At 57.0% G+C, this 24,624-nt stretch carries 15 protein-coding genes; 8 read left to right on the top strand and 7 right to left on the bottom strand.

All coding sequences use genetic code 11. The features are described from left to right. The first annotated feature begins 54 nt into the window (after positions 1–54). Entirely contained in the window at positions 55–1,308 is a 1,254-nt protein-coding gene (locus NKI67_RS09675; protein WP_352645130.1) for a CapA family protein, read from the top strand. A gap of 14 nt (positions 1,309–1,322) precedes the next feature. Here the strand turns inward: NKI67_RS09675 and NKI67_RS09680 are convergent, their stop codons facing one another. Then, positions 1,323–1,835, bottom strand: coding sequence for a helix-turn-helix domain-containing protein (locus tag NKI67_RS09680; protein ID WP_352645132.1), 513 nt, complete (start codon positions 1,833–1,835; stop codon positions 1,323–1,325). Positions 1,836–2,001: 166 nt separating this feature from the next. On the opposite strand from NKI67_RS09680, the gene NKI67_RS09685 reads away from it, so the two are divergent. The 6 genes from NKI67_RS09685 (at position 2,002) to NKI67_RS09710 (ending at position 10,730) form a co-directional block, all read left to right on the top strand. Continuing rightward, positions 2,002–2,238 carry a helix-turn-helix domain-containing protein gene (locus NKI67_RS09685; RefSeq protein WP_352645134.1) on the top strand — a complete coding sequence of 79 codons (237 nt, stop codon included), beginning with the start codon at positions 2,002–2,004 and terminating at the stop codon, positions 2,236–2,238. A 290-nt stretch (positions 2,239–2,528) separates the two neighbouring features. Continuing rightward, the gene (locus tag NKI67_RS09690) at positions 2,529–2,726 is read left to right on the top strand and encodes a helix-turn-helix domain-containing protein (RefSeq protein ID WP_031214794.1); all 198 of its coding nucleotides are present in this window, start codon (positions 2,529–2,531) and stop codon (positions 2,724–2,726) included. 649 nt (positions 2,727–3,375) lie between these two features. Then, on the top strand, positions 3,376–5,517 hold the full coding sequence (gene zorA / locus NKI67_RS09695) for an anti-phage ZorAB system protein ZorA (protein ID WP_352645136.1): 2,142 nt from the start codon (positions 3,376–3,378) through the stop codon (positions 5,515–5,517). Positions 5,518–5,522: 5 nt separating this feature from the next. Next, a complete protein-coding gene (locus NKI67_RS09700; RefSeq protein ID WP_352645138.1) occupies positions 5,523–6,386 on the top strand; it encodes an OmpA/MotB family protein in 864 nt (287 codons plus the stop codon). After that, positions 6,367–7,782, top strand: a complete 1,416-nt coding sequence (locus NKI67_RS09705) for an EH signature domain-containing protein (RefSeq protein ID WP_352645140.1) — start codon at positions 6,367–6,369, stop codon at positions 7,780–7,782. The genes NKI67_RS09700 and NKI67_RS09705 overlap by 20 nt, the downstream gene beginning before the upstream one ends. A 2-nt stretch (positions 7,783–7,784) precedes the next feature. Beyond that, a complete protein-coding gene (locus tag NKI67_RS09710; RefSeq protein ID WP_352645142.1) occupies positions 7,785–10,730 on the top strand; it encodes a DEAD/DEAH box helicase in 2,946 nt (981 codons plus the stop codon). Here NKI67_RS09710 and NKI67_RS09715 read toward each other — a convergent pair. Genes NKI67_RS09715 through NKI67_RS09740 form a run of 6 tightly spaced genes read right to left on the bottom strand, consistent with a single transcriptional unit; the run spans position 10,727 to position 22,840 of the window. Continuing rightward, positions 10,727–12,835: a 3'-5' exonuclease gene (locus tag NKI67_RS09715; protein WP_352645144.1), complete on the bottom strand. Its 2,109-nt coding sequence runs from the start codon at positions 12,833–12,835 to the stop codon at positions 10,727–10,729. The two genes, NKI67_RS09710 and NKI67_RS09715, sit on opposite strands and share 4 nt — an antisense overlap. Further along, a complete protein-coding gene (locus NKI67_RS09720; RefSeq protein ID WP_352645146.1) occupies positions 12,832–13,767 on the bottom strand; it encodes an HNH endonuclease in 936 nt (311 codons plus the stop codon). Before NKI67_RS09720 ends, NKI67_RS09715 begins: the two co-directional genes overlap by 4 nt. 1 nt (position 13,768) lies before the next feature. Further along, a complete protein-coding gene (locus NKI67_RS09725; RefSeq protein WP_352645148.1) occupies positions 13,769–16,849 on the bottom strand; it encodes a site-specific DNA-methyltransferase in 3,081 nt (1,026 codons plus the stop codon). Then, complete coding sequence (locus NKI67_RS09730) at positions 16,849–17,820, bottom strand: PGN_0703 family putative restriction endonuclease (protein WP_352645150.1); 972 nt, start codon at positions 17,818–17,820, stop codon at positions 16,849–16,851. Before NKI67_RS09730 ends, NKI67_RS09725 begins: the two co-directional genes overlap by 1 nt. 20 nt (positions 17,821–17,840) lie before the next feature. Further along, on the bottom strand, positions 17,841–19,748 hold the full coding sequence (locus tag NKI67_RS09735; RefSeq protein ID WP_352645152.1) for a GmrSD restriction endonuclease domain-containing protein: 1,908 nt from the start codon (positions 19,746–19,748) through the stop codon (positions 17,841–17,843). Next, entirely contained in the window at positions 19,748–22,840 is a 3,093-nt protein-coding gene (locus NKI67_RS09740; RefSeq protein ID WP_502909332.1) for a BPTD_3080 family restriction endonuclease, read from the bottom strand. Before NKI67_RS09740 ends, NKI67_RS09735 begins: the two co-directional genes overlap by 1 nt. A 621-nt stretch (positions 22,841–23,461) precedes the next feature. On the opposite strand from NKI67_RS09740, the gene NKI67_RS09745 reads away from it, so the two are divergent. After that, positions 23,462–24,169 carry a hypothetical protein gene (locus tag NKI67_RS09745; RefSeq protein ID WP_352645154.1) on the top strand — a complete coding sequence of 236 codons (708 nt, stop codon included), beginning with the start codon at positions 23,462–23,464 and terminating at the stop codon, positions 24,167–24,169. Positions 24,170–24,624 lie beyond the last annotated feature (455 nt).

Consider the following 24,624-nt stretch of genomic DNA (forward strand, 5'->3'; position numbering starts at 1 on the left):
TGACGTGGCGCTAGCCGGAACGCCGGCGCCCTCCCCTCCTTCAAGGCGAGTTCCATGAAAGACCAGTTCTGCGCGGTCGTTACCGGCCAATCCCTGATCACGCACGACATCCGTGACGTCAAAGACGAACGCTTCATCGCGGTTACGGACTTCCTGCGCCAAGGCGACGTCGTCTTCACCAACTTCGAGTCGACGATCCTCGGCAAGCACGGCGGGTGGCCGACCAAGGGCAAATACTTCGGATATTCCAGGGCTGAAGTGCTCGACGCATTGCAGGCCATCGGTTTCAATGCGCTTGCGCTCGCGAACAACCACGCCTTCGATCTCGGAGCTGGCGGCATCCTCTCGACGCTGGAGGAGGTGGAAGCGCGCGGTTTCCTGCATGCCGGAATCGGGGCCGACGAGACGGACGCGAGGAAACCGGGCCGCAGCAGGCTGGGCGCCCGCGAGGTCGCGCTTCTTGCGATGGATGCAGGCCCCGGCCCGACCAACATGTATGCCGAAGACCGCACGGCCTTCCGACCGGCTCGACCCGGCGTCAATCGCCTGAAAACCGTTCGAAAGATCGGGGTGCCGGACGGACATTTCCGCAGATTGGCAAGGCTGGGCACTCATTTGCAAAGCTCCCGCTTTGAACTGGCCAACTATGCGCAACCGGAGGACCCGATGGAGGTGTCGGCCGACAAGGAGATCAATTTCTACGGCACCGTATTCGCGCAAGCCGCCGATTTCGGCCGTCTGATCGAAGTCGATCAGCGGAGTGCGAGTGTCCATTTGTCCGCCATCGGGCACGCGGCGGCACAAGGCGATTTCGTCATCGCCTATCTGCACCACCATCATTGGGAACCTGGTTGGCAGGACGTGCCGCGCTGGGTGCAGACCTTTGCGCGGATGTGCATCGACGCCGGCGCGAACCTGTTCGTCAGCCACGGCGCGCCGGTGCTGCAGGCCGTGGAAATCTACAATGGCTCGCCGATCTTCTATGGCCTCGGAAACTTCCTATTCCACGTCCACCCCGACGAAACCGAATGGGATCCACCGGAGGTCTGGCAAAGCATTATCGCCGCGTGCCGCTATGATGCGGGCGGAAACCTCGCAGAAATAGACCTCCTGCCCGTCGTGATCGGCGCGGAAGCTCAGTCTCTCGGATCGGCAACGGGCCGATTGGTACCCGTCGCCGCCACGGGAAGCGTGGCGCGAGACATCCTCGAGGGATTCGCGACCCGCTCGGGGGAGTTCGGTGTCGAAATCGAAGTGTCCTCGACTTGCGGCCGCATCGCCCTGCCCGCCGCACGAAAATTCGGCTGACGCGCCCGACGCCGTTAGACGGTCCTGCATTCGGCCGGCGCCGATTCGCCGGCGGTTTCGCTATCCGCCTTTGTGTCTAGGAGGGCCAGTTCTTCTCCTAAAGCTGCGATCAGGGACGAGACGCGACCGCGCACACGCGGCGGAAGTTTCATTAGCCCTTCAATCAGTCGCCGACCCTCCGCGCTGGCAATGAAATCCAGGCGCTCATCGACCGGCAGGGGCTGCGTCTCGACGCGGGTCTCATCGTTTCCCGGCAGGCCGTCGAAGAAGCGACTGACCGGAACGCCGAGTGAGCTGGCGATCTCGTAGAGCATCGACGCGCTCACGCGGTTTCTCGCGTTCTCGTATTTCTGAAGCTGCTGGAAACTGATGCCGATGGATCGGGCAAGCTGGGCTTGCGATACGTCCGATTGGACGCGAACCGTCGCAATTTGCCTGCCGACATGCTGATCGGCGGGATGAGGATCACTGTCGATCTTTGGCTTCGGCCCCGTCCGAAGGAGGACGGAGCGTTGCGGTTTCAACAAGGCCTTTTGATCCTCCACAAGTCAGTCGGATAGAGAGCCTGCTGCCTACGATCCGGGCTCTTCGCACCGATGTTCTCTGCAGGTCGAATCGCCACTTAATATACCTTATAGGGTTCAAAATTACCCTATAGGTGGCAAAGAAAATCTGCCTGCCGATTGTGGACTTATGGTCAGTCCACGACAGATTCGAGCCGCACGGGCTTTGCTTGGTTGGTCGCAGCAGGAGCTTGCCGACAAGGCAATTGTGTCTTTGAATGCGCTGGTCCGGTTGGAAAACGGCACGGTAGATTCCCGGATCAGCACTTTGCAGGCCATTGAGGCGGCTCTGACAAAAGCGGGTGTCGAATTCTTGTCCGCTGGTCAAAAGGGTGAAGGTGTACGGCTCTTAGATCCTCTGGTTTGAATATCGCGTTCGCGGCAAGACAGGTTTCTCGCAATTGCAATTGCCACAACTACCCTCCGGCGGGTGACGAGAGGCAAAGTCGTGATATTGTCGGAATCAGCCATGATCCGAGTTTCCTGAAGCTTGGTTGTGGTCAGGCTGGGCAGATGCTGCACCATCCGTCCGTCAACTTGATTGCAAATTGTCTAACGTCCGTCATTTAAGCTGACATTCGCTCCAGAGTCAACCAAAAAGTCTGATTTTAACCGATGAGCCAAATTTCCGTGGAGCAATGCAGAGGCGCCCGAGCGATGTTAGGCTGGAGCCAAGCTGAACTGGCAGAATCTGCAAGTGTTTCGCGCGCTACGGTTGTGGATTTCGAACGAGGATTGCGCGTCCCACATCGCAACAACCTCGGTGCCATTCGTGAAGCGCTCGAAGCTGCCGGTATAGAATTTATTCCGGAGAACGGCGGCGGTGCTGGCGTGCGCCTGGCCAAACGGCGTTAGCGGCGGCGAACGCACCGCCTCGTGCGATTTGCCCAAATCTGAAGCCATCCTGGTGTGCGAATTGAAGACAACTAGCTCGGTTTAGGTGACCCGTTGCAGACACCAACTTCCGACCCCTTTCGCGCCAAAACGCGGACATTTGAGTTCGCACGCACCAAGGAGGGGCTTTGGGGTCGAGAGCGGAGTGGCAGCTTACAGTATGATGATTTCAGATGCGGCCGTTCCGCTGCTGGCCCATGAGCTGACGTCAAAAACTCATCGGGCATGTCCGACAGTGTGAAAATCGTATTTCACACTAAGAGAACCGACTAGGCAGCGGTTAGAATCGGGGCAATGGCCAGAGGACCCCTGCGACAGTAGGCGTACTTGGCGTTGTGACACGCGGGCCATGCTGGAGATCGTTGATGAATCCCACTCGCCCTAGCCCTTTTGCACCACAGAGCACGATACAGTCACGCGGTGTTGTGGGCTATTTTACCATGCGACCGGCCAACGCTGGCTCGAGAGAGGCCTGTTCCGCGGGCGGCAACCGTATCCTTCAAGACCATACCTATGACTCGCATTTTTTGCCGCTCGGAGCGATAAAAGTCAAAGGCGGTAACTTTTGGTGTAAGACATCGCCAATGGGTGGGGCAAATAGTTGCAAACGATGAGTAAGTTTCTGTGGTCTTCCTTAGTTCGCGTCATTGCGTTCTGGGGCATTGTCGTTGGCGTGATTTATGTCGCGTCGCTGCGCTTACCTTGGCTAGATCTGACACTGATATCTCAGGCATTTCAGGGCATTGGGAACTCAATTGCCGCTGGCGATGGTGAAGCGGCCATCGCGATTGCCCGTAATCAGAACTTTGTCTATTCACTCGCCTTGCTGATCTTCTTCAGCGGCGCAGGCCTGCTGGTTGCATTCCTCGTGATGCATACGCTGACTGTAATGGCTTCCCTGTTTTTTTTGCGACGGCAGATAACGAGTCGCAAGAATGCTATTCAATTTGCTCGCGACTATGAGATAGAAATCTTGCCGCGGCTGCTTCGTCATCGTTTAGTGGGCGTCGCATGGAAGGAATTTGACGAGACCCTTCTAAAGGGCAAGGTCGAAACCGGCGGCCCAATTCAGAATACGATCCGGCCACAGAGTTTCATAAATTATGGGTTGGTTCGAGAGAAACTGCCCGGCCTGAAAATTATCGGAAGCATCTCCGGCTATTTCGTCGGGATCGGTTTGCTGCTCACTTTTATCGGCATCGTATTGGCCCTCCATGAAGCTGCCAAGGGCGCCAGTAGCAGCGATATAAACGTTATGAAGAACGCTATGTTTAATCTGCTGAGCGTCGCTTCATTCAAATTCGCAACGTCGATAGCAGGCCTCTTTACGTCGATCGTATTTGCTCTTTTTTCCAGATTTCTGATCATTGGAATTGAGGGGGCTCTGGCCAAATTCTGCGAGGTTGTCGAGCATCAATTACAATATACTGCACCGCAGTCGATCACCGCCGAAATGAACGAGGTCGGAAAGGAACAGCGGGATCATTTGCGTGAGATCAGCAGCGACCGGTACTTCAGCAAGCTCGCCGATGCAGTCGGTCCGCTGTTGGAAGAAGCAATGTCACGTGCGATGCAACCCGTGACCGCCAACATCGCCTCCGCACTGGAGCAACTGAAATCAACGAGCCAGACCGGTCTCGCAGATATGACCAAAGATTTTGCAGCTGCATTGCATGGCAATGCGGGCACGGAGATGAAAGGACTGCAAGAGGCGCTACGCGAAATCCAAGTCTCGCTCGTCGAGACGCACAAGGGATTGAGGGGTGGAGGCGAGGATTTCTCACGCCGACTGTCGGAAGCGGCTGAGAATCTCAATCGGCTTGTGGGCGAGGCTGGATCTCGGCTGGAAGGAAGTGCGGAACAGAGCCGGGCAGGACTGGCTGATGTTGTCGCAGCATTCAAGCAGACCATGGATGCTGCCAACTCACGTGTTGAAACCGAACTGGGCAAAGCCGCCGCCGGTGCCTCAAGCAAAGTCGAAGACGCAATGGGGAGGGTACTGGAGCGTTTGGAAGGCCAGGTTGGATCACTGATGAAAGGGCTGGGCGATTTCCAGGCCAGCACCGTCGAAAGCGTCGAACAGACGAGAGCGAAATTGCGCGAGAGCCAAGACGGACTGGTCGCTTCGATGACAGCGGCCTCGTCAGAAGCCGCGGAGGCCTTTACGACAGGGATGGCAGACGCACTAAGTCGCATAGCTGCGGAAATCGATCGCTTCCAAGCAGCCATGGGCCGTGGCGAGATTGCCCTTTCAAAACAAGCGAGTGCTATCGGTGACGCAACCGGTCAGACTAGGTCAGTAGCTGATGCCTTTGCCGAAACGGCGCAACAAGTAAGAATAGCAGCGTCGCCACTTATTCAGACAGCGGATCGCATGGCGCAAGCGACCAGCGAGATGAACGCCGCGGTCACGCGGACCGTCTCGAGCATGGAAGCCGCGAACGCCGCGTCAGGTACCCTGTCGGAAACCCTTGCGGGGCATATCGAGCGGCTGACTGAGCTCTGGCAGGGATACCGCGCGCAGTTCGACAAGGTAGACCAGGATCTAGCTAAGGCCATCAGTGCGCTTTCGGACGCGACAAGCGCTCAGGCCGAGCGGCTGGCAGGATTTACTCGGGAGACAGATAAGAACCTAGGGGAAGCCGTTTCGCGATTGGGGACATTTTTGTCTGAGATTAGCGAGAGCACGACTGATCTCAGCGATAGCGTGGAAAAGCTCGTAACCAAGGTTCGTCCAATGGCCGCTGAGTGATGACCATGAGCGACATTGCTTTTCAACAATCAGAATCACATGCGGACGAGGACGAGAACTATTTCGTCTCGATGACCGACATGATGGTCGGTATCCTGTTCATCTTCATTATCCTTCTGATGGTTTTTGCTCTCAATTTTAGACAGCAGACTGAAAAATCGGAAGATCAGATCAAGAAATTAGAGACCGCCGCTGAAGCGGCTCAGTCCGTCAATGCAAAGCTCAGGGAGATACAGAAAGATGTCCGGTCGGAGATCGACTCGATCAGCGCTGCCGACCGCGTGCGTACAGAGCTGCTTGAGGAAATTCAGGCCAAGTTGAAGGATCAGGGGCTGATCGTCACCATTGACCCGGTGAGCGGCGTGGTGAGGCTTGGTGACAACGCCATCAACTTTCCGCGAAGGGTTGCGGCCCTGGACGACGTAGCTTCGCAGCGAGTGGCAATCCTCGCCAGAGTGCTTGCTGATGTACTTCCAAAATACACGGGAACCGCTGGCGATTTGCCCGCCCATTTGGAGACCGTTTTCATCGAGGGTCATACCGATAGCACTGGTGTCGATCGCGACAATTGGACTTTGTCTACCGAGAGGGCCGTGAACACATTCCGTGGTCTCTCGGAAGCCGAACCAAGTTTGAGAACACTGCTGAACAGCGCTGATACGGAAGTGCTCTCGGTCGCTGGCTATGCCTCAACCCGCCCTATACGTGACTTTAGCGACGACGATGGGCGGCAAAGAAGAATCGACCTGCGTTTTGTCATGGACACCAACAATTTGGAACGGCTGCGCGGTGTACTCGAACTGACGGACACTATGAAAAGCCAACTCGAGTTCCTGCAGAAGTCCTTGGATGATGTCAGTGTCCACTAACTTCAGGCTTGCGTGCCAGGCAGCGCATGCGATCGGAAATCTGCCACCAGTCCGGCTGCCTGATGTCTCTGCCACAGCCAAAGCCTTGCTAAAACTTCAGGCACTGCCAACTACGGCGCGCGAGCCGGCCGCAGTTGACTTGAATCAAGTCGCGCTGCAAATCGCTGAGCAACTCGCTGCCGGTACAGTCTTGACACGAAAACAACTGCGCGAAGCCCCTTGGTGTTTGTGGAGTACAAAGCCAGCGCTCGCGGAAGACCAGGGCCTTCTGGAAGGCCTCCTTCGTCTGATATCTGGCGCCACAAGCGCGCGCCCGTTTCGAACATTGGCTACAGCCTTTTTGGCTGCCTATGGCGAACAGCAGGTTGGGCGCGTTGCGGCTGCTGCGGTGCTCTCGCTATTGGCAACGAAATGGAAAGGCGTTTGGGGATTCCTGCAAGACAGATATTCGATTTTTGATCTCATAGCGGGCCCGAAGCGGCTGGCATTAGAGGTAAATGCCAGCGGCCGTTCTCCCGCTGAGATATTGAGCGACGCCGGTCTTGGCGCGATGAATGCGAAAAGTGGACTCACGGAGGCTGTGATCTTGGCGCTCCTCACTGAACTGGGAAACGGAGTTGAACGTGACCATCTCGCCAGGCTTGAAAAAGTCAGACGGTTCGCGCTCAGGGCCGATGGGCTCCCAATCTTCGGTGGTCAAAAAAACCAGATTCTTGAGGCGCTGCTTCGGCCGATAGCGCTGCGCCCTCCTGGTGAAGAGACGCAGGACGAGTTTCTTCGTTTGATTGTATTAGCCTTTGGTGACCCTAGGCTTCGCCCGGGTCAATGGGTCGGGCTCCCACATAAAGACATTGTCATCGGATGGTTGACCCGGCAGTCGCTACGACAATTTCTGGACGTCGTTGATGCGACCACAAACGACAAGCTTATGTGGAAGTATCGCCGAGCGTTCTGGGAAGGAACGTACGAATATTTTCGGCGTAGCGGTGTAACCATTGAAGCCTGGGTAGCATTCGGCCCAGATGGGTTGAAGCATGCGCGTCACACCTTTAAGGATACAAAATTCGCCGCAATTCACTCTACTGGCAAGCAGGTTGAGAGCGGCCATGCAGTTTTGCTATTCCGAATTGGACGTTGTCTGATTGCTGACTGGAGTCACAATGGGAAGTGCAACGTCTGGTCCGATGCCAATGCCAAGAGCGCACCTAGGATGTTCGAAATGAGATACGGCTCTGATGAGGTTCGGATAGCCGGCGCCGCCGGCAATATGAAGACACGTGAGCTATTCTCGATCATGCATATGGCATCCGAAACCTATAATTGGCAGGATCAGGTGGCACAACGTCTCTTCGAAGTGACAAGCCACCGCGTTCCACGCTCCGCATATAAACTCTGATCATGTCGTTCAGTTTTCAGTTCAAATCGTCCGCCGCCGCAGGCCAGATTACACTCACCGAAAGCAGATTATTCCGGCAGTCGCCCATTCCTGTCGAGCGCTGGAGTGAGGTGCCAAATCAGCTACAATCGACGGTCCGCCAGCTTATCTCCCTGATCGAGGCCACCAAGGCCACAACAGACGGAACCGTGCTGATAATCCCCAATGAGGATTTGCTGGCACTGCCAGGCGTATTGCTGGCAAGGGTTGGAGTGCCCGAAGTCGCTGGTGTGGTCGTAAGTTTGGAATTGTCCGGCAGAGTGGAATCTCCGACTGGACGCATCAATGTTTCTTGGGAAGATCCGCTTTCCAGGAAGCTCAATCCGAAGATCGAGGGCATCGTCATACAGAGTGCCAATGGCCGTGGCCGCCTCACAGGATCGATCTACGGTCTGCTACGCGCAGTCGATGGATACAACGACACTTTTGGGCAGAGTGACCGCATTCCGTATTGGCAACCAGTCCAAGAATTTCTCGAAACTCTGGCAGACAGCAAAGTCAAAGTCGATCGAACCCTAACAAGCTTGCGCATTTATCAAGCGGGTGCCTTCGCGCTCGATGTACGCGCGGCTGCAGGCGGGCCGAAATTCGATCCCATTCTGATGGGTCCCGGCAAGCGTCTAAACCTGTTGGATGACATACCAGAGTCGGCTCCAGATGACGCTGATAATGACGGCCTGGACCTGCGCGACGGCGAGAAGGATGCGCTGCTCGGCCCGCAAGAACATGGCGCATTTAGCAAGGCATTTAACGCGGATAACTTGCCCACCAGACCGACCTATCCGATTGCTCGCAATACGTATCTCGTTCTGGAGAGCGACCTTCGAGAAGGCCTGGATCTGGTAAAGAAGATCCGAGGGGCGAGTGGGGAGGAGCGGCGCGCGTTCCTAAAGAATCCACGGACTTATCTCGCCAGCGCCTTTCCTCATCTTGGCGAAATGGCGGGCACCCTTTTTGTGGAGACCCAACAATATTCGGAGCGAGTGCGAGGGCTGGGGTTGTGGGAGAAACCCAAGCTGACCTGGCTTGCGCGAAAAAGCAGCGGATGGCTCCCGGAAGGCTTTGTGATCCGGATCGGTGAGACCTCCGTAGAGGTGGACGAGCAGGGAATTGCCGATCTTGCCCAAGCGGCAGAACGTGCCGCGGAAGCGGACGCTGCGATGGTCTCTTTTCAGGGGGTGGAGTATCCGAAGCGTGATGTTGAGGAGGCGCTGGAGGGCGTCCGCCAGCAATTCGACGAGAACGGGCCTTCTTACGAAACCGAACCACCTGATTCGGAAGACGAACCCGAAAAAGATCGTCAGGTACTGTTGATAGACGATCACATTGAAGAGGCGAAACACACTCAAACGCAACAACGTAGGATGGAGCTGCCGTTGGTGTTTCCATCTGACCTTGTGTCTACCATACCAAAGGAACACCAACAACGAGGCTTCCAGTGGCTCGTCAGGGCATGGGTGGAGGGCTACCCCGGCGTGCTGCTTGCCGACGATATGGGTCTGGGAAAGACAATGCAGGCCCTTTCTTTCCTGGCCTGGTTTCGTGTGAACCGCGCAGCGATAACTGGGGCGATCCGGGAGATAGCTGGGCCGGTCCTGATCGTCGCTCCAACGGCTCTGCTGCGCAATTGGCGAAAAGAGGCAGACACCCATCTCGTCGGCGATGCACTTGGCGAATGCCTCGAGGCATTTGGCTCACGCCTCAAATACCTCAAGAAACCAATGGACCCAGATTGGACCCCGGAGGACGCGCTTGATGTCCACACGCTAAGATTAGCTGACTGGATACTGACGACATACGAAACGCTCGCCACCTATCACCGGGCCTTCGCGCGCGTTGCCTATTCGATCGCTATCTTCGACGAGATGCAAAAAATCAAAGCGCCCGATACGATCAACACTCACTCAGCCAAAACTTTGAATGCAAATTTCGTCATAGGGCTCACTGGAACACCGATAGAGAACCGAATCGAAGACCTGTGGTGTATCATGGATCGCGTTTCGCCAGGCCACCTAGGCGGCCTGAAAGCGTTCTCGAAGACATATGGCGGTGAGAGTGCCGATGCTCTCAAGGAACTGAAGCAAAAACTCGACCAATGGGTTGGCAAGCGACCTCCCGTGATGCTTCGGCGAATGAAGGCTGACCATCTGCCAGGCCTCCCCGACAGGAAGTTCGACCACCATCCTTCCGACATGCCCGGCCCGCAGGCTGCAGCATATGAGGCTGTGGTTCGTGCTGCGAAACAGCATCGCGGTAACAAGAGTGATATGCTCAAGACCATCCACGATCTGAGGGGCATATCGCTGCATCCTGATGGCGGCGGTAGTATCGACGTCACTGACCCGCACGCCCGACGCAAATGGATTGAAGCGTCGGCTCGGGTAAGCAAGACCATGGACATCCTGAGACGGATCCAGGCGCAAGGCGAGAAAGCCCTGGTGTTTATCGAAGACCTTGCCGTGCAGGCGACTTTTGCTGCCGTTGTGGCCGAGGAATTCAATCTGGCTTCGATCCCGGCGATCATCAACGGTAGTCTTGATGGCGATAAGCGTCAGGCGGTCGTGGACAGGTTCCAAGCCTCAAAGCCGGGTTTCGGTCTGATGGTCTTGTCTCCGAAGGCCGCCGGGATTGGGTTGACGATTACTGCAGCCAACCACGTCATTCACCTCAGCAGATGGTGGAATCCTGCAGTGGAAGATCAATGCAACGATCGAGCCTATCGGATCGGCCAGGAAAAGCCCGTGACGGTCCACCTGCCGATTGCACGGCATCCGGTCTTTGGCGAAAGCTCTTTCGACGTCAAACTGAACGCATTGCTTGAGCGCAAACGGGCCCTGTCGCGAGATATGTTGGTCCCGCCGATTTGGGATGCTGACATTGACGATCTGTTCTCAGCCACTGTGGGCTAGTTCCCAGATGCGACGAAATCCTCGATAAACTCCGAGCCCGGCGCAACTGCCGAGATAACTAGCCGATCTCGGGCTCGTGTAGAGGCAACGTAGAACAGTTGCCGTTCCGTGGCGATCACCTCATCCAACTCGAAATCGTCCGCCACATCGGCCACGCGCTCTTCGAGTGGAAGCACGTTCTCGTCGCAGGCCATCAAAACAACGAGCCGAAATTCGAGGCCCTTGGCCAGATGCATTATGCCGACCAGCGCGCTCTCGGCGTCGTGATCGCGTCGATCGACGAAGGTTCGCATTGGCAGGCCGGCAAATCTGGCTGCAGATCGGGCTCGATCGAGTTGTATCTCGGAGCGGACAAACATGCCGATCTCGCCTGGCTTGAACCCTTCCGCCAGGACCTCTTTCAAATAGTTGCCGACAGCTGCGATCTCTGCATCCTCATCCTTTTCGATCAGAACGAACGGTTCGGGCCCATCGAATACCGAAATCGTTCCAAGACGTACGTCTTCATTTCCGTCAACATCGCGAACCTTGCCAGGCAGCAAGCGATCAGCTGCCCGGCGAATTTGGTGCGAGGTTCGATAGTTTACTTTGAGGGTCGTGGAACGTCCGCGAATGTCCACGCCGAGAACTTTCCAGGAGAAAGGCTGCTGAAAAATACGCTGACCGAGATCGCCGGAGAAGAACAGTGCGTCCGACGCTTCCGGCGCTATGGCGGCGAGAAATCGAAGCTCCGCGACGCCCAGGTCTTGTGCCTCGTCTACAACGATATGGGTGAAGGGCTTTTCCCGACGGGCGGCGAAATGTCCTGTCGCGGCCGCGAACACTCCAGCCTTGGTCATCAGTCCGCTGGTAGCAAGCCGCTGACGCATCATCCCGAAGACGCTCCACAAACGTTCTCGCTGTTTCGGCCCGAGCCGATTCTTACGACCCATCCGCGGCACAGAGGCGTATGTGTCGGCATTTTCGATTTGCCAGGCGTCGATAACGTGCGTCCATTCCGAGTTCAGAAATTGTGGAGTGACCTCGTGCACGCCGGCCTCTTCGGCTGCCTTGGCCAACATTGATCGGATCATGTCCTCGCTCGCCAGACGCGGCTCTTTGCCAGTAGCGAGAGTCAGCAATTCCCTGGCAATGGCATCGAACGAACCGATCGTCACACGCTCCGGCAGCTTCGAGCCATCACCGCAGAGCAGCCGAAGCTTGGTTGAAATATTGCGCGCCAGCGGATCGGAGAAGGTGGTCAGCAGCACCCTTGCGTCAGGATTCTCGCGCAGGATGCGAACGACCCGATGCAGTGCTACCACCGTCTTGCCGGTCCCTGCCGAACCCGCGACACGCGCGGGACCGGAGTAATTTCGTTGCACCACACCACGCTGGCTCGGATGGAGGAAAACGGCCCAGCGCTCGAATGGTGCATCCAGCGCTGCCTTGAGTTCCTCAATGCCGTCCAACACTCGAAAACGGCGCAGCGTGTCGGGATGAGTCAAGGGGTCGGCGGTTACAGTGACGGCCGGCATTAGTATTCCACTCACAGCGTAGTCGAGCAGGCCTTCCGAAGCCTCTTGAGGAAGGTGCGCGGCCAAAGCGTAGAACTGCTCCTCGTTGGCGCCCAGGACGTCGGCGACCCAATCTTGCGGCACGCCAATTGAAAGCAGATCGGCTTCTCGCAGCCTGTCGAAAAGCGGAGGTGAGATTGCCGGAGCCGAAGCGCGCGCTTGCGCCTCTAGCAACGGCTCCGTCTGCCCGGTGGTATGCGGCGGGGTGACCTCGTCCACCAGTTCGCGTACTTCACGAATCTGAATCGCACCGGTGGTCGGATGCGCATCGATAACCCGCCGCTCAGCCCATTTGTAGGCCTCGTCGTGATGGTCGACATAGACGAGCATCAGGCTGCCGCCCGACTTGTGGACTATGATCCGAAGGTCTCGGCTGACCCGCACCGACCAGAAATTCGGATCGCGCGACTTATCGATGCGGTGCATTTGCAGCCCGGGCTGATCCGGATTGGTCTGCAGATCGTAGGCCGTCAACTTCGCCTGCTTCTGCTCATCATTGGCAAGGCGGGCCAGAGCCGACGTAAAGCTGGCGGCAAGGATGGTCGTCATTGACTGGCCTTCCGTCTCGCCTCAGCGCACTCAAACTGCATCAGGTGATGTCTGACAGTTCGAAGGTCCGGTCGGGCTTTCTGATCCCGAGGCAATTCAACCAGGACGCCATCGTACTTTTCATATTCGGAACCTTTCAGCTTCTGCGACATAACGATACGAAGAGTGTCGCCAGATTCCGAGAAAGACATCAGGTGTTTATCAAAAAGCGAGTGTATGTCGCGCCGGAGTATAATCCCATTGCGAATATCGTTCGTCTTCAGTCCAAAGTACCGGTAGATATGCGCCGCGTCTAAGACTTCCTTAGTCGTCGATCCTGTAACGGCGCAGTGCTTCCATTCACGAAGGACAGCGCGTCTAAAATCGTTGGCGCCCTCGCGTATAACGAAAAGAGAGTCTTGCCTCTTTCTTTCATCGACTAACTCATCCAGAAGAAACTCTGTATCATGGCTCAATGAGCTGTCGACGGCAGCGCTAGTCGATGCCACTTGAAAGGGCAGTTTGACGAGTTCCCGTTGGGTATCTGGGGACCAACCCGACGGGGTGACGTCTCTGATCAGCTTTTCGCGAATGCGCGCATAGCGCTCGAGCAACACAGGTCCAGGCGATGCGGCCAGAATCACTCTGTTAGGGCCCAGCTGAAACTCGATCTCGCCGCTCCCTCTGTTGGCGAGGAATTTGATGCAGCCCGCATCCATGGACCGAACGGCACCGTCCGACGTGATGAAAGCGTAAGGGACTGGCGCCTCCAATTTCCAATATAGACCAGCGAATATTTGCTCAAAGAAACTGGTCCTGCCGGTCCTGCCCAACGCGGTGTCACGAAGCGTTTCTGGTGTATAGAATTCCGGATCTTGTCCCCGTGAAAACGGGTGGCTCGGTTCCTGCCATTCTGGGATCGTCACATCGAGTCTGGGAAATTCATCAGCCATCTCAGACCCCAAAAACTTTCAGCACTTCATCTCCGAAATGATTGATCACCTTGACGGCGATCCGGCCGGTCTTCGGACGCAAGAAAGGTCTTGACGTGTCGGAATAGAGTGTTGCCCAGGCATCCTCATCGATCTCGGCCCGAAGTGCTGTTTTCAACGATTTGTAGGGATCATTGGCGCCGAGAAAATAGGCGTGACGGACGAAAAAGCTCTCCTCGTTGTAGTCGGTATCGATGAACCAGCAGGCGATGCCATCGGCATCGTCGGAGCGAATTTCGCCGGTCGACGGATCAAAGACATCGATGCCGTTGACCTTGACGACGATCTCGCCCTTTGGCGTCTCGCTGATGTCGATGTCGGGTTCTCCGAAAACGACGAAAAGATTGCCCTTGCCAGTGTTTTTGAGATCGTCAGCCATATGCAAATCCGGGTTCATCCGAGCCTTGAGGATGGCGAGCGGGCCTAGCCGGTTGAGATCGGCCGCGCCAGCCTCGAAGTTGAAGGCGCAGGCGATCAGGGCGTCGAAGCGTGTGTCGGATGCCTCACGAGCAGCGGCGGTAATCTGGCTGCGCGTCAGCGTGCCGAACTCCGGGCCGATTAGTATACCAGCCCGCTTCTGCTTACCGTCCCCGTCGGTGTAGCGGCCTTCGGCCGCGAGGAAATTTCCCGGCCATGGATCGACCGACGAGAAGCGGATCGTGTCTGCCTTGGCATGCTGGTGTACGCCCGCGGAACGCAGGTGCTCCAGCACCATGGCCCCGAAATCGACTTCCGGTGCGTTCGCCGGCCCGCGCTGTAGTCCGCCATCGATCGCTATGACCTCTTCTCCCAGGCTGTCATCGCGGCTGGTCGCCACCCGATGCGGCGACAGGCTTTCGACTGTGAACGGGCCCGCAACGCGCACGCGCGACTTGTCTTCATAAGGTCGGTCGTAGAGCATCTCGACATCAGCAGCCTTCGCGATCGCTTCGTCGATCTCCTTCTGGCGCGCGATGCGGCCTTCCCACCATTTCTCCAACAACGCTTCCGCCTTCGACCATTCCCGCCCCCAAGGGTCGGCCGGCCGCTCTGGCAACGACGTTAAGGTATAATCCCAACCCCACTCCGCGTTCATTTTATCAACTGCCGCTTGGCGAGACTTCAGCGGCTGGCTTTTATCTATGGCGATTGCGTGCTGTTTCGCCCACTTCTCGTCCCAGGCATCCTCCGGGAGCCTTGGGATTTCCCACTCCTGCCATTCCATTCCCGCCGCCTCGTTTAGCTTCTTTCTCAGCGGCTCCAGAACCGTCTGCCAACGCTCCCAGATGTCATCAATGCGCGCGTTGTTGGCGATAGATTTGAGCTTGATACGCGGCGCGCGTTCGTAGACGAAGCCCTGTCGGAGGTCGCCAGAAGTCGACTGCTGCGAAGGCACACGGCCCATAATCTTTCCCTCCTGCGCCTGTCCATCGGGACTGTCAGCCAGCAGGTAGTAAGGATAGCGTGCGCTCATTAGTCGGGCTCGGGCGAGCGCCAGCGCCACGCGGCTAGTATCGATCGTGACCCAGCGTCGACCCCACTGCTCTGCGACGGTCGCCGTCGTGCCCGATCCGCAGGTGGGATCAAGCACGAGGTCGCCCGGATCTGTAGTCATCAACACACAGCGTTCAATCGGCGTAACGGATGTCTGGACGATGTACGATGGATACTTCTCACCGTGGACATCAGACCAGATATTTGACCGCGCGACCTGGTTCCAATCCTCCCAGAATGCCACTCCGCCAAGAGAGTCGCCACCGCCATCAAATAAGCGACCACTCCTCTCCAAGCGGGGCATGCCTTCCTCCAGTCCAAACCGCCACTGTTTGTTAATGCCGCACGTTTTCGGCTTCCCGCGGTAAATATAGTTCCCACTTCTTGTCTTACTTGGATGTTGGCTGACGATAGGGTAGTTTACCCGCGCCCATTTCCCGCCATCACTCAATAATTTTTCAATTTCAATTATATCGGCCTTTGAAATATTCACTACAGTTGAATCTGGCATAACTATCGAATTGAATTTCGTCTCGCCCTCAGGATCACGGCGAATTTCGTAGAGTTCTCGCACTTTAAGTCGCCCAGGCGCCCTGCAATACCAGAGAATTTCGTCAAAAACCGTCTCAGTTACTATCGTCGCGCTTTTCTTTTTGAAGGCAATTGTGTTCACGTAGCTGGCTTCGCCAAATACTTCATCCAAGAGGGCTCTGACTCTGTGACAGTTCTCGTCACTGATCTGCACGAAGATCGAGCCGCTTTCGGTCAGAAGTTCACGTGCGACGGAGAGCCGGTCGCGCAGATAAGTGAGGTAGGAGTGGATACCGTCCTTCCAGGTGTCGCGGAACGCTTTCACCTGTTCAGGTTCGCGCGTGACGTCCTGCGCCTTCCCATCCTTGACATCGCGCGACTGCGTGGAGACCTGCCAGTTGGAATTGAACTTAATCCCGTAGGGCGGGTCGAAATAGATCGCCTGCACCTTACCCTTCATTGCCTCGCGAGTGGCCAGGCTCGCCATCACTTGCAGGCTATCACCGAGTATAAAGCGGTTCTGCCAGTGTACCGAATGCTGGTAGAATTCGGCTCGCGCCTCCGGGTCTGTCAGCCCGTTGAAATCAGCGAACAGATCTGGCGCATCGGTGGCGGCCTGGCGGGAAGAATCCGAGCCGCGCTTGAGGTCGTCGATGATTGCTTTCGGGTGTACTTTCTCCTGGATGTAGAGCGGCGGCGCATTGACCACGAGGTCTGACCAATCCTGGGTATCCTTGCCGCGCCAGACCAGCTGCGCATCGCCGATCTCGACGCTGCCGGTTTCCCGTAGCTTCTCGACCTGGGCGCTGGTCAGCGAGATCTTCATCCCGTTCCAGACGATCTGCGGGTCGGCGTCGACATCACGTGAACGCGTCGCGCCCTCCGCCAGCGGCCGGGCGCGCGCCAGGATCATGGCGTGCGGCGCCTCACCCAGCATCTCTTCTTGCTGCTCGTAGAGGCTCGCCATTTCGGCGGTCGGGTTGTTGATGCGCCTGTCCTTGTGGCGCAGGGCATCGATGTCCTTGGGGCCTTTGGCCATTATTTTTTCCGATCGGTATCCGGTATTTCGAGAAATGCGTAGCGACGCTTCAGGTAGCGCGCCCATTCGGCGTCGTCGTCCGCTGCCTTGTCCAGCAAGGGACCGAACAAACTCTCGGTCGAACAACTGACAAACGACGTCGGGTCGACAAGCAAGCGCTTCCAGACCGCGAAGACATCTTCCCCAAAACGGCGCAGCGTCGGCGAGGTGACCTTGCGCAGTGCCTTGTTTCCCGCTGGCGAGATATGCAGAACGCTGACACGGTCAGCACCCTGCTCCTTCATTTTTTGCATGTGGAAAGCGAGCATCTGCTGACGCAGCAACTGGTAAAAGGGCTCGTAGTAGAAATCGTCAAGTGTGAGGTCGAGATCGCTCCTGATTGGACCGTGGGGCCAAAACGCGATGTCGGAATAACGCTTCGTGCGGGTGGCGTTGCCACTCTTGGAGATCGGTGCTCCGTAGTGCTCGGTATATTTCCATTCGATCAGCAATGTTTCGATAATTCCGCCACGTTCGAAGCGGACCGCGGCGTCGGCAGCAGTAGCGTTGGCTCCGCGCGTGCGGGCCCTTGAACTGCTGCCCTCGCTCAGATGGTCGGCGATGCCGATCCACTCGAACCCCACATAACGCGGGGTGCCGTCCACGCCATCTTCAACGGGGAGCATCGTCGGACGCTGGCCTCCTATCGCGGCCTGGACCAACGCGGCAAGAGATTCTGGGCGGCGAGCGAGCGGCATCAGGAAGTTGACGCAGCAGACCTGCGAGGAGAGTGCATGATTGGCGTGCCTGTGCCACTGGATACCGTGTTTCTCGAAGTAGGTTTTTGATTCCTCACGCACCGTAGGCGCGACATTGAACGGACGGCGCTCGTCAACCAGCCTGTAAGGCCATCCTGGCATAAGTGCTTCGCTGCCAAGTTCTGCAAAGAACTGCGACTGCTGGCGCCTCTGCACCGCCTCGAACGTTTCCATAATCCCCTCCCCGTCAACCTCTATGCTGCAGCCATCGTTTTCTCGGCCTCAACCCCGTCTTCGTCCTGTTCGTCGTCTTCACCCTCCTCGGCGACATCGCCGGCATAGGCTTTCTTGCCCATGGCCTGTTCAATCAGCAAAAGTAGCCGCTTCTGTCGATCGACCAAGAACATTTCGAAGGCGTCGGCTCGCAACAACGTAGGATCAATCAGGTGCGTGGACAGAATCGCGTCGAGCCGCGTCGGCCCTATTGCTGGGGTATCCGGCGTGCCGGTCTCTAACTTCTTCAAATAGCTGGTTGGTGCGATGCCACCGATGATGCGGTTCGTCCTGTAGGAGAGCGGGGTCTTGTTGATAATCGCATCATAGACGTCCGGCTTGTAACCGTTGTTGATGCACCACTGCTTTGGGAAGATGTGGTGGATATCCACCGCCTCACCGAAGAAGACCGAGTGATCGAATTTCTGGCCGGACCGGAAGTCTTCCGCGCCTTCCTTCATCAGCAGAGAATTCACGCCCTTATAGGCCGCGGAGAGACGCATGCGCATGGTCTTCAGACGGTCGGCCCTGAAGATCGTTTCACTGACGGTCGAAGGAACAGGTCCGTCCTTCAGCCAACTCGGCACTTCCATGAAATCTCGGGCGATTCTTGTATCCACGGCAGAGCCGTAGAGTTCGCCGAATACACCGTTCCAATACCATTGCACCAGCTTCTGGCGGTTGGCTTCAAATTCCCACGCCTCGCCGATGTCGGCGAGGATCGCCGCCAGTGGAACGATCTGGGATTGGTAGGGAAGATCGAACACGCGATAGATGTGCAGCATATTGAGGAATTTTGCCGCCCGCACAAAGCCGTGCTCAACTTGGGTTTCGTATTTTTTGTAAGCGGCAAGGGGCAGGTTCAGGAGTGCCTGCCGGTTGCCGGTAACGGCGGGGAGTTCCTTGCCCTGTTTACCAGCGGCCGCGGCTTCCCGCCGTCTGTCACGAGTGTGAAACAACGACAGGGCCTGCAGGAAGTCCGTGTTGCCGACCTGTGCCAGAATGCCCGTATCCTGGCCCGGAGGGCGAACCGCCTCGACGAGGCGGCGATGCCTACCTTTCGTGGCCGTGTCCCCATACCAATCCTTGCGCAGCTCGTGGCCTTCGGCGGCGTACATGGCAGTGACAAGCTCGAACGCATCAAGCGGTTTGCCGCCGGTATTGACCTTTTCAAATACCAGGCACACCGCCTCCTTCGACGTATCTTTGCCGAGGGCAATGACCGGCACCTGATACGAGGCGAAATTCTGGATAACCTCGTCGTGGAAGCGGCTAATGGTCGGCCAGTGCTCGGCAAAAGTACCGTCCGTCTGGGTGTGGCTGATGAACTGCATCTGCCAAGTGTTCCAGTCGAACACCATCGACAACGGATACATCAGAGCGTCGAACTCATTCTCCCGAGTAGAGAGGTCGAGAACTACGTCTTTGTTGAAATTCTCCCGAAGGATTCGATCCTCGGGCACGCCCACGATGGCATCCTCGCGGCTGCATTCCGGGTCGAGCGCCTTCAGAATATCGATGTAGAACCACCGCTTCACCCGCTTGTTCTTTGGTGTGACCGTTTCGACCACTTGGCCACGCAATGTCACCTGATAGAGCGACGTCAAACGCTGCTGTCCGTCAAGAAGCAAAGCCTGAGGCGTTGTCGACGCGCCGGTCGGCGCCCCTTCAACTGTGCGGGGCTTGAAGTTCACGTCTCCGCCTGTCTTCAGCGTCATGATGGCGCCGACAGGGAAGGCACGCGACAGCGATGCTATCAGGCTTTTTATGCGGTCTTCGTCCCACACCCAGCTTCGCTGAAAGTCAGGAAGCTGCAATTCTCCGCTCTTGCACTGTTCGAGCAGCTTCTGCAGCGAATGCGGGTTGGTTTCGAATGCCGATCCGGCCATCAGTTTGCCCTCTCCAAATGCCGGACAACCGACAGCGTTTCCACCGCTGCAGCGTAGTCCGCCTCCATTCTGAATTCATCAGTCAACTCGACGAAGCCCCAACGGCCGAAAGTGCCGAGATTGTTCACCCCCGGCACGAACAGGGATCGCATTGTTTCCGCCTTCACCTGGTCGTCGAGCAGACGCTCGCCCTTCACCTCAACCACCAGCATCAGAGGGTCGTCGGCACCATGTCCATCATCGAGCCTGACGATGAAGTCCGGCACGTATTTACGTGACTCCGTGCCAGCAAGATAAGGCACCTCGAAACCAAGTGCCTGGTTCTTCACATAGGCCAGTGTTTGAGGATGTGCTTCGACGACCCGGGCGAACTCTGTTTCCCAGCCGCTATCGGCCACGACATAGTTGATCTGGCATTTCTGCGGATTGGTTTCGTACAGTTTGGCTTTGGACGTGATGAACTGTACGTGGTCGGTGACGACCGCCGGGTTGTAAGGATCGAGCAGTGCCTTGACGATCTGAGACGATACATTTCCGGCTTCTTGCAGGATAGCACCGTGGATCAGCGAAGCTGCGCGGTTGGCGACGCTGGCATAAGTGAGCATGCCGGCTCGTGTGCCGCCCACAGGCACGAAGCACTCCTTGATCCAGCGGCGCACAAGTGGCTGAAGCTTGTAGTAGAGGTGATATTGTGGCTCGCCATTGTCACCGAGCAAATAGCGTTCGAGCAAATGTTTGCTGAGATGTGTGGCAATTGCGGCGGGCCGCATCTCGTCGAGAATGTCTGGAGCAATGTCGTGTCCCAGGCCGACAAGGCCTTCCAAGCGCGCTGTCGTGGGACCAACCATTGAGGGATCAAGCACAAGGCGGTGTTCGTCAGTGAAAGTCGCAGTCAGCTGGTCGTCCGGCAATTCAGTCCGATAGCCAGCAACACGCGGCAGCCGCATCGACAGCGCAGAACGCTCCTTTACAGCGAAGACTCGCGTGACAGGCTTGGGTGGCTTCTTCTTGACATCGACTGGCTCTGTGGCGAAGTCGAAGGGAATGCCAAGGATGTCGGCATATTCCGGCTCAAACAGTCGGTTGCCGTCCAAATCGGTTTCGTCGCCCAACGCGTAGGACTGGCGGCGCAGGCCGCGGCCCACCACCTGCTCGCAAAGCAACTGCGTACCGAAGGCGCGCACTCCGAGGATGTGCGTCACAGTGTTGGCGTCCCATCCCTCGGTCAGCATCGAAACGGAGACCACACAGCGCACATGTTCGCCGACGCGACCCTTGCGCCCAACCGTGTTCATGACTTCCCGAAGAATTTCGCTATCCGAGACTGCGCCAGCCGAGGCGGCGCCTTCGCGTTCCGCCTTTTCCTGGCGGAACCGCTCAATCTCGGGCGCGGCGATCTGCTTGAAGGCGTCGTCGAGCGTACCCGATTCAATCTGGTAGCTGTCGACCAGGATCGTGTTCATGCGTGGGAGGGGATTGCCGGTGTGTTCGTCGAAGTTCGAAAACAGCCGCAAATTGCCCCAATGAATGGTCTGTCGCTCCCCCTCTGCATCCCGTTGGAAGCCGGATATCCACTCATAGACCAAGCGCGAACTGGCGGTGTTGTTGCAAACCACGATGAAGACGGGGGGCACGCCGATGGCGGCGCGCTGCCATTCGTCATATTCTTTCTCGTAGTGGCTGTAGAGTGCATGAAGTGCCGTCGCGAGTGTGTCCGGGAATTGGCTGCGCGGATCAAGCTCGCCGGATTTGGCCGCACCTTTCTTCGGCATCTTCTTGCCGATATGGTCCCAAAGATTGCGGAAGACTGGTGTCGCCGCATTGACCGCGTTGTCCGAAACCGGCACGCGTGGCAGCTTGACGATACCGCATTCGATGGCATCGACGAGGGAGAAGTCCGAGACAACCCAAGGAAATAAGGTTCCTTCGTCGTATCCCGAACCGCGCAGGAAGAATGGTGTCGCCGAAAGGTCATAAACCGCACGAAGCCCGACCTTTCGCTTGAGTGCTTCGAGACCTGAAATCCATAGGCGGGCGGCTGCGTTATTCTCTGCAGCTTCGGCCTTGTCGTCCCCTTTGAGGTCTTCAGCCAACGGAGCGGATTTCTCTCTGTAGCAATGGTGCGCCTCGTCATTGATGACGACGACATTCCTGGTGCTGAGCAGCTCCTTGCAGGCGCGTTCGAGCATCTCGCCCTCGGACTCACGCGTCACAAGCTTCTCATTGCGCCACCCCGACAGGACCGCACGGCCGACCTTGTTGGTGTCGAGCGTCTCGCGCTGCTGAAATGCATGATAGTTGGTGATGACGATCTTGGCATTGCCGAGGTCGTTCATCATATCGGGCGGCACAAGCTCGCGAGTCCGGTAATAGTTTTCAGGGTCGGACGGCAGCAGAACACGCAGCCGATCCTTGATGGTGATGCCCGGAGCGACCAGCAGAAATCCCTTCGAAAACAGGGAGGATCCTGGCTGGCGGGCATAGTTGATCGCCTGCCAGGCGATCAGCATTGCCATTACTGTCGTCTTGCCGGCGCCTGTGGCCAATTTGAGTGCGATACGAAACAGATCGGGATTAGCCTCGGCATTGGCCTTGTCGAGATGATTGAAAATTCCCGCGTATTGCCTGCGACCGCGGGCTACTTCGGCGAGCCAGATAGCTGTCTCGACCGCCTCGATCTGACAGAAGAATGGGCGCTGGTCGGCGAAATTGTGATTGCGCCAGTGCTGCAGAAGCCGTTGTGTCGTTGGCGTTACACCCCAGTCTGTCGGGTTAGGTAGCGTGCGCCAAGCCGCTACGTACGTGCGAATCTCATTGATGATCGGGTTGTCGCTGTAGCGAGGCCCGGCCGCTTCATCTTCGAAGCCAAACTCACCTTGGGATGCCTTCGCTGTTTGCTTCTTGCTGCGCGGCACCGGAGTCATGTAGCGCGAGCGTCGGCGACCGTTTAGCGGTTCGTGATCAAGAGGTTGGCCGCTATCGCCCAACGCATGGTGCCGAGTTGGAGAATGATAGGGCGAATTGAGGATTGGTTTTTCGTAAAATGGCTTCAATTTTCCCCCAACCACTTCAAATTTTGATTCGATTGTCACCGACTTGAAGCATGGCTGGTACTACTAGTGTAACTAGCCCGACGGCGAAAGTCCGACGACCGCCGACATTAGTTGGCGACAGCGTGCTCCAAAGGCACGCGCACTGTCGCGGAAGACGGTCGACATTCTCCATCTCGAATCGAGAACTTAATACGAGAGTATTTTCCAGGAAAAAGTCGTTAGGGCCGCACCCGGCAAATCGTGCAACCGCCCGCACTCTCCTAGCCCAAATATTAGGAATTTGTTTTTCGACTAGAGCCTGGAGACGGTCTCAGTGTAAAAGTCCCATTTCACACTCTCGGTCAATTCGAAGGAATTGCAGCGTCTGCTTTTAGGAACCTGCATAACAGTCCGAAAATGACCGACATGTGGCGCAGAGCAGCCCGGTTTGGGGCGAGAGTGGACCGAGAGGTGTGGCCCTAACTTGGTACAATCCTGCAAAGTGGCTTGACGTTTTTTAGCGCAGACTGCAACGTGGTGATGGTCTCCGCACAGGCCTGTGTGCCCACCATGCAAAGCCTCGCAGTGCGCTTTCGCTGAGTCTTAACCCACCATTCCCTCTGGGACGGGTCCGTTAGCAGTGGGCACATGTCGGATCCGTGACCTTGATAGGAATGGATCATGAGCAATAGCGATCAACTAAAAGAACTGAAGACCGCGGCACGAAATATCGCGCACGCTAAGCGGATCAAACACGTCGGCGCACTGGAAGTCGTTGCGCAGGCCTTGGGCTATCCACACTGGAACGCCCTCGCCAACGCGGAAAAGAAAGGATGGCGCCCGTCTCCGGAGGACATTGCTGTCGTCGAGGCGCTGGTACTTGCCGAAAACCCTTTGATTTCCATCGGCACTGATCCCTGGAGCGTACTTGGCGCTGACAGGTTCGAGGGCGAACTGCAGGGGCACAGCTATCGGGTGAGCACACAGGCAGATGATATTCGGATGTGGGGACCAGGTTGGGAACTCACCTTGCCTGAGGCCCCCTTGGCTCCCCCTCGCTTCCGCGTCACCGATCGTCGACTTAAAGCAAACCCGATTGATGATACGGACTTCCGGAATGTCGCGCTCAATATAGCCTCGGGTTGGCGCAAACTAGTCCACGCCCGGATCGCCTCCGATTGGCCTCGCCGCTCAACCGTGCCGGACAGCGCGGGCCGAGCCGAGCACCCCTTAGGGCATGGGGTGAGCGACATCTGGTTTTGCTTGCATTGCGACCGACCGTCTACCGGAGTTGAGATCGCAGCGAACCTCTTTCACTGCCCGCACTGCCTGGCTTCACCGCTTGACATTCATGCGTCGCGCTGGTGGCTTGGCGCGGCAGCGAATTAGGCAACCCCAACGAGGCTGGCCAGTTTTGGAACGTTAGATCTTGCTGCGCAGTGACATCGCGCAGCAAGATCACCTCGGCGGACTCGATAAACCGCAGCGCACAGACAAGCTAACTAATCCACGGCAATGTCGGCACGTACGGCAATTTCTTGTAGGACATTGGCGGCCACCGCCGTCATAGCCGGGCTGCACGACCTTGAAGCAAGAAGCCACTAAGGGTCGAGAGCTGATGTCTGTTTCAAGATGCGGTGGTTGCCTGAGGAACGACTGATTTGAGGCGCAATGCTGCCTGGCAGCTAAGGGGCCGCAGCGGACTGGCAGCTTTAAGGCCTGAATCGTCAAAGCGGACGTTCAGCGTGCGCGAGTTCCGATGCCCAGGATCACGTCTGCTTATGATTTCATCTCGACACGGATACCATGCAGGGTCTTACAGCACGGTATGTCAGCAACGCATC

It is taken from the genome of Mesorhizobium sp. M0408 (assembly GCF_040321495.1).
Taxonomy (GTDB): domain Bacteria; phylum Pseudomonadota; class Alphaproteobacteria; order Rhizobiales; family Rhizobiaceae; genus Mesorhizobium.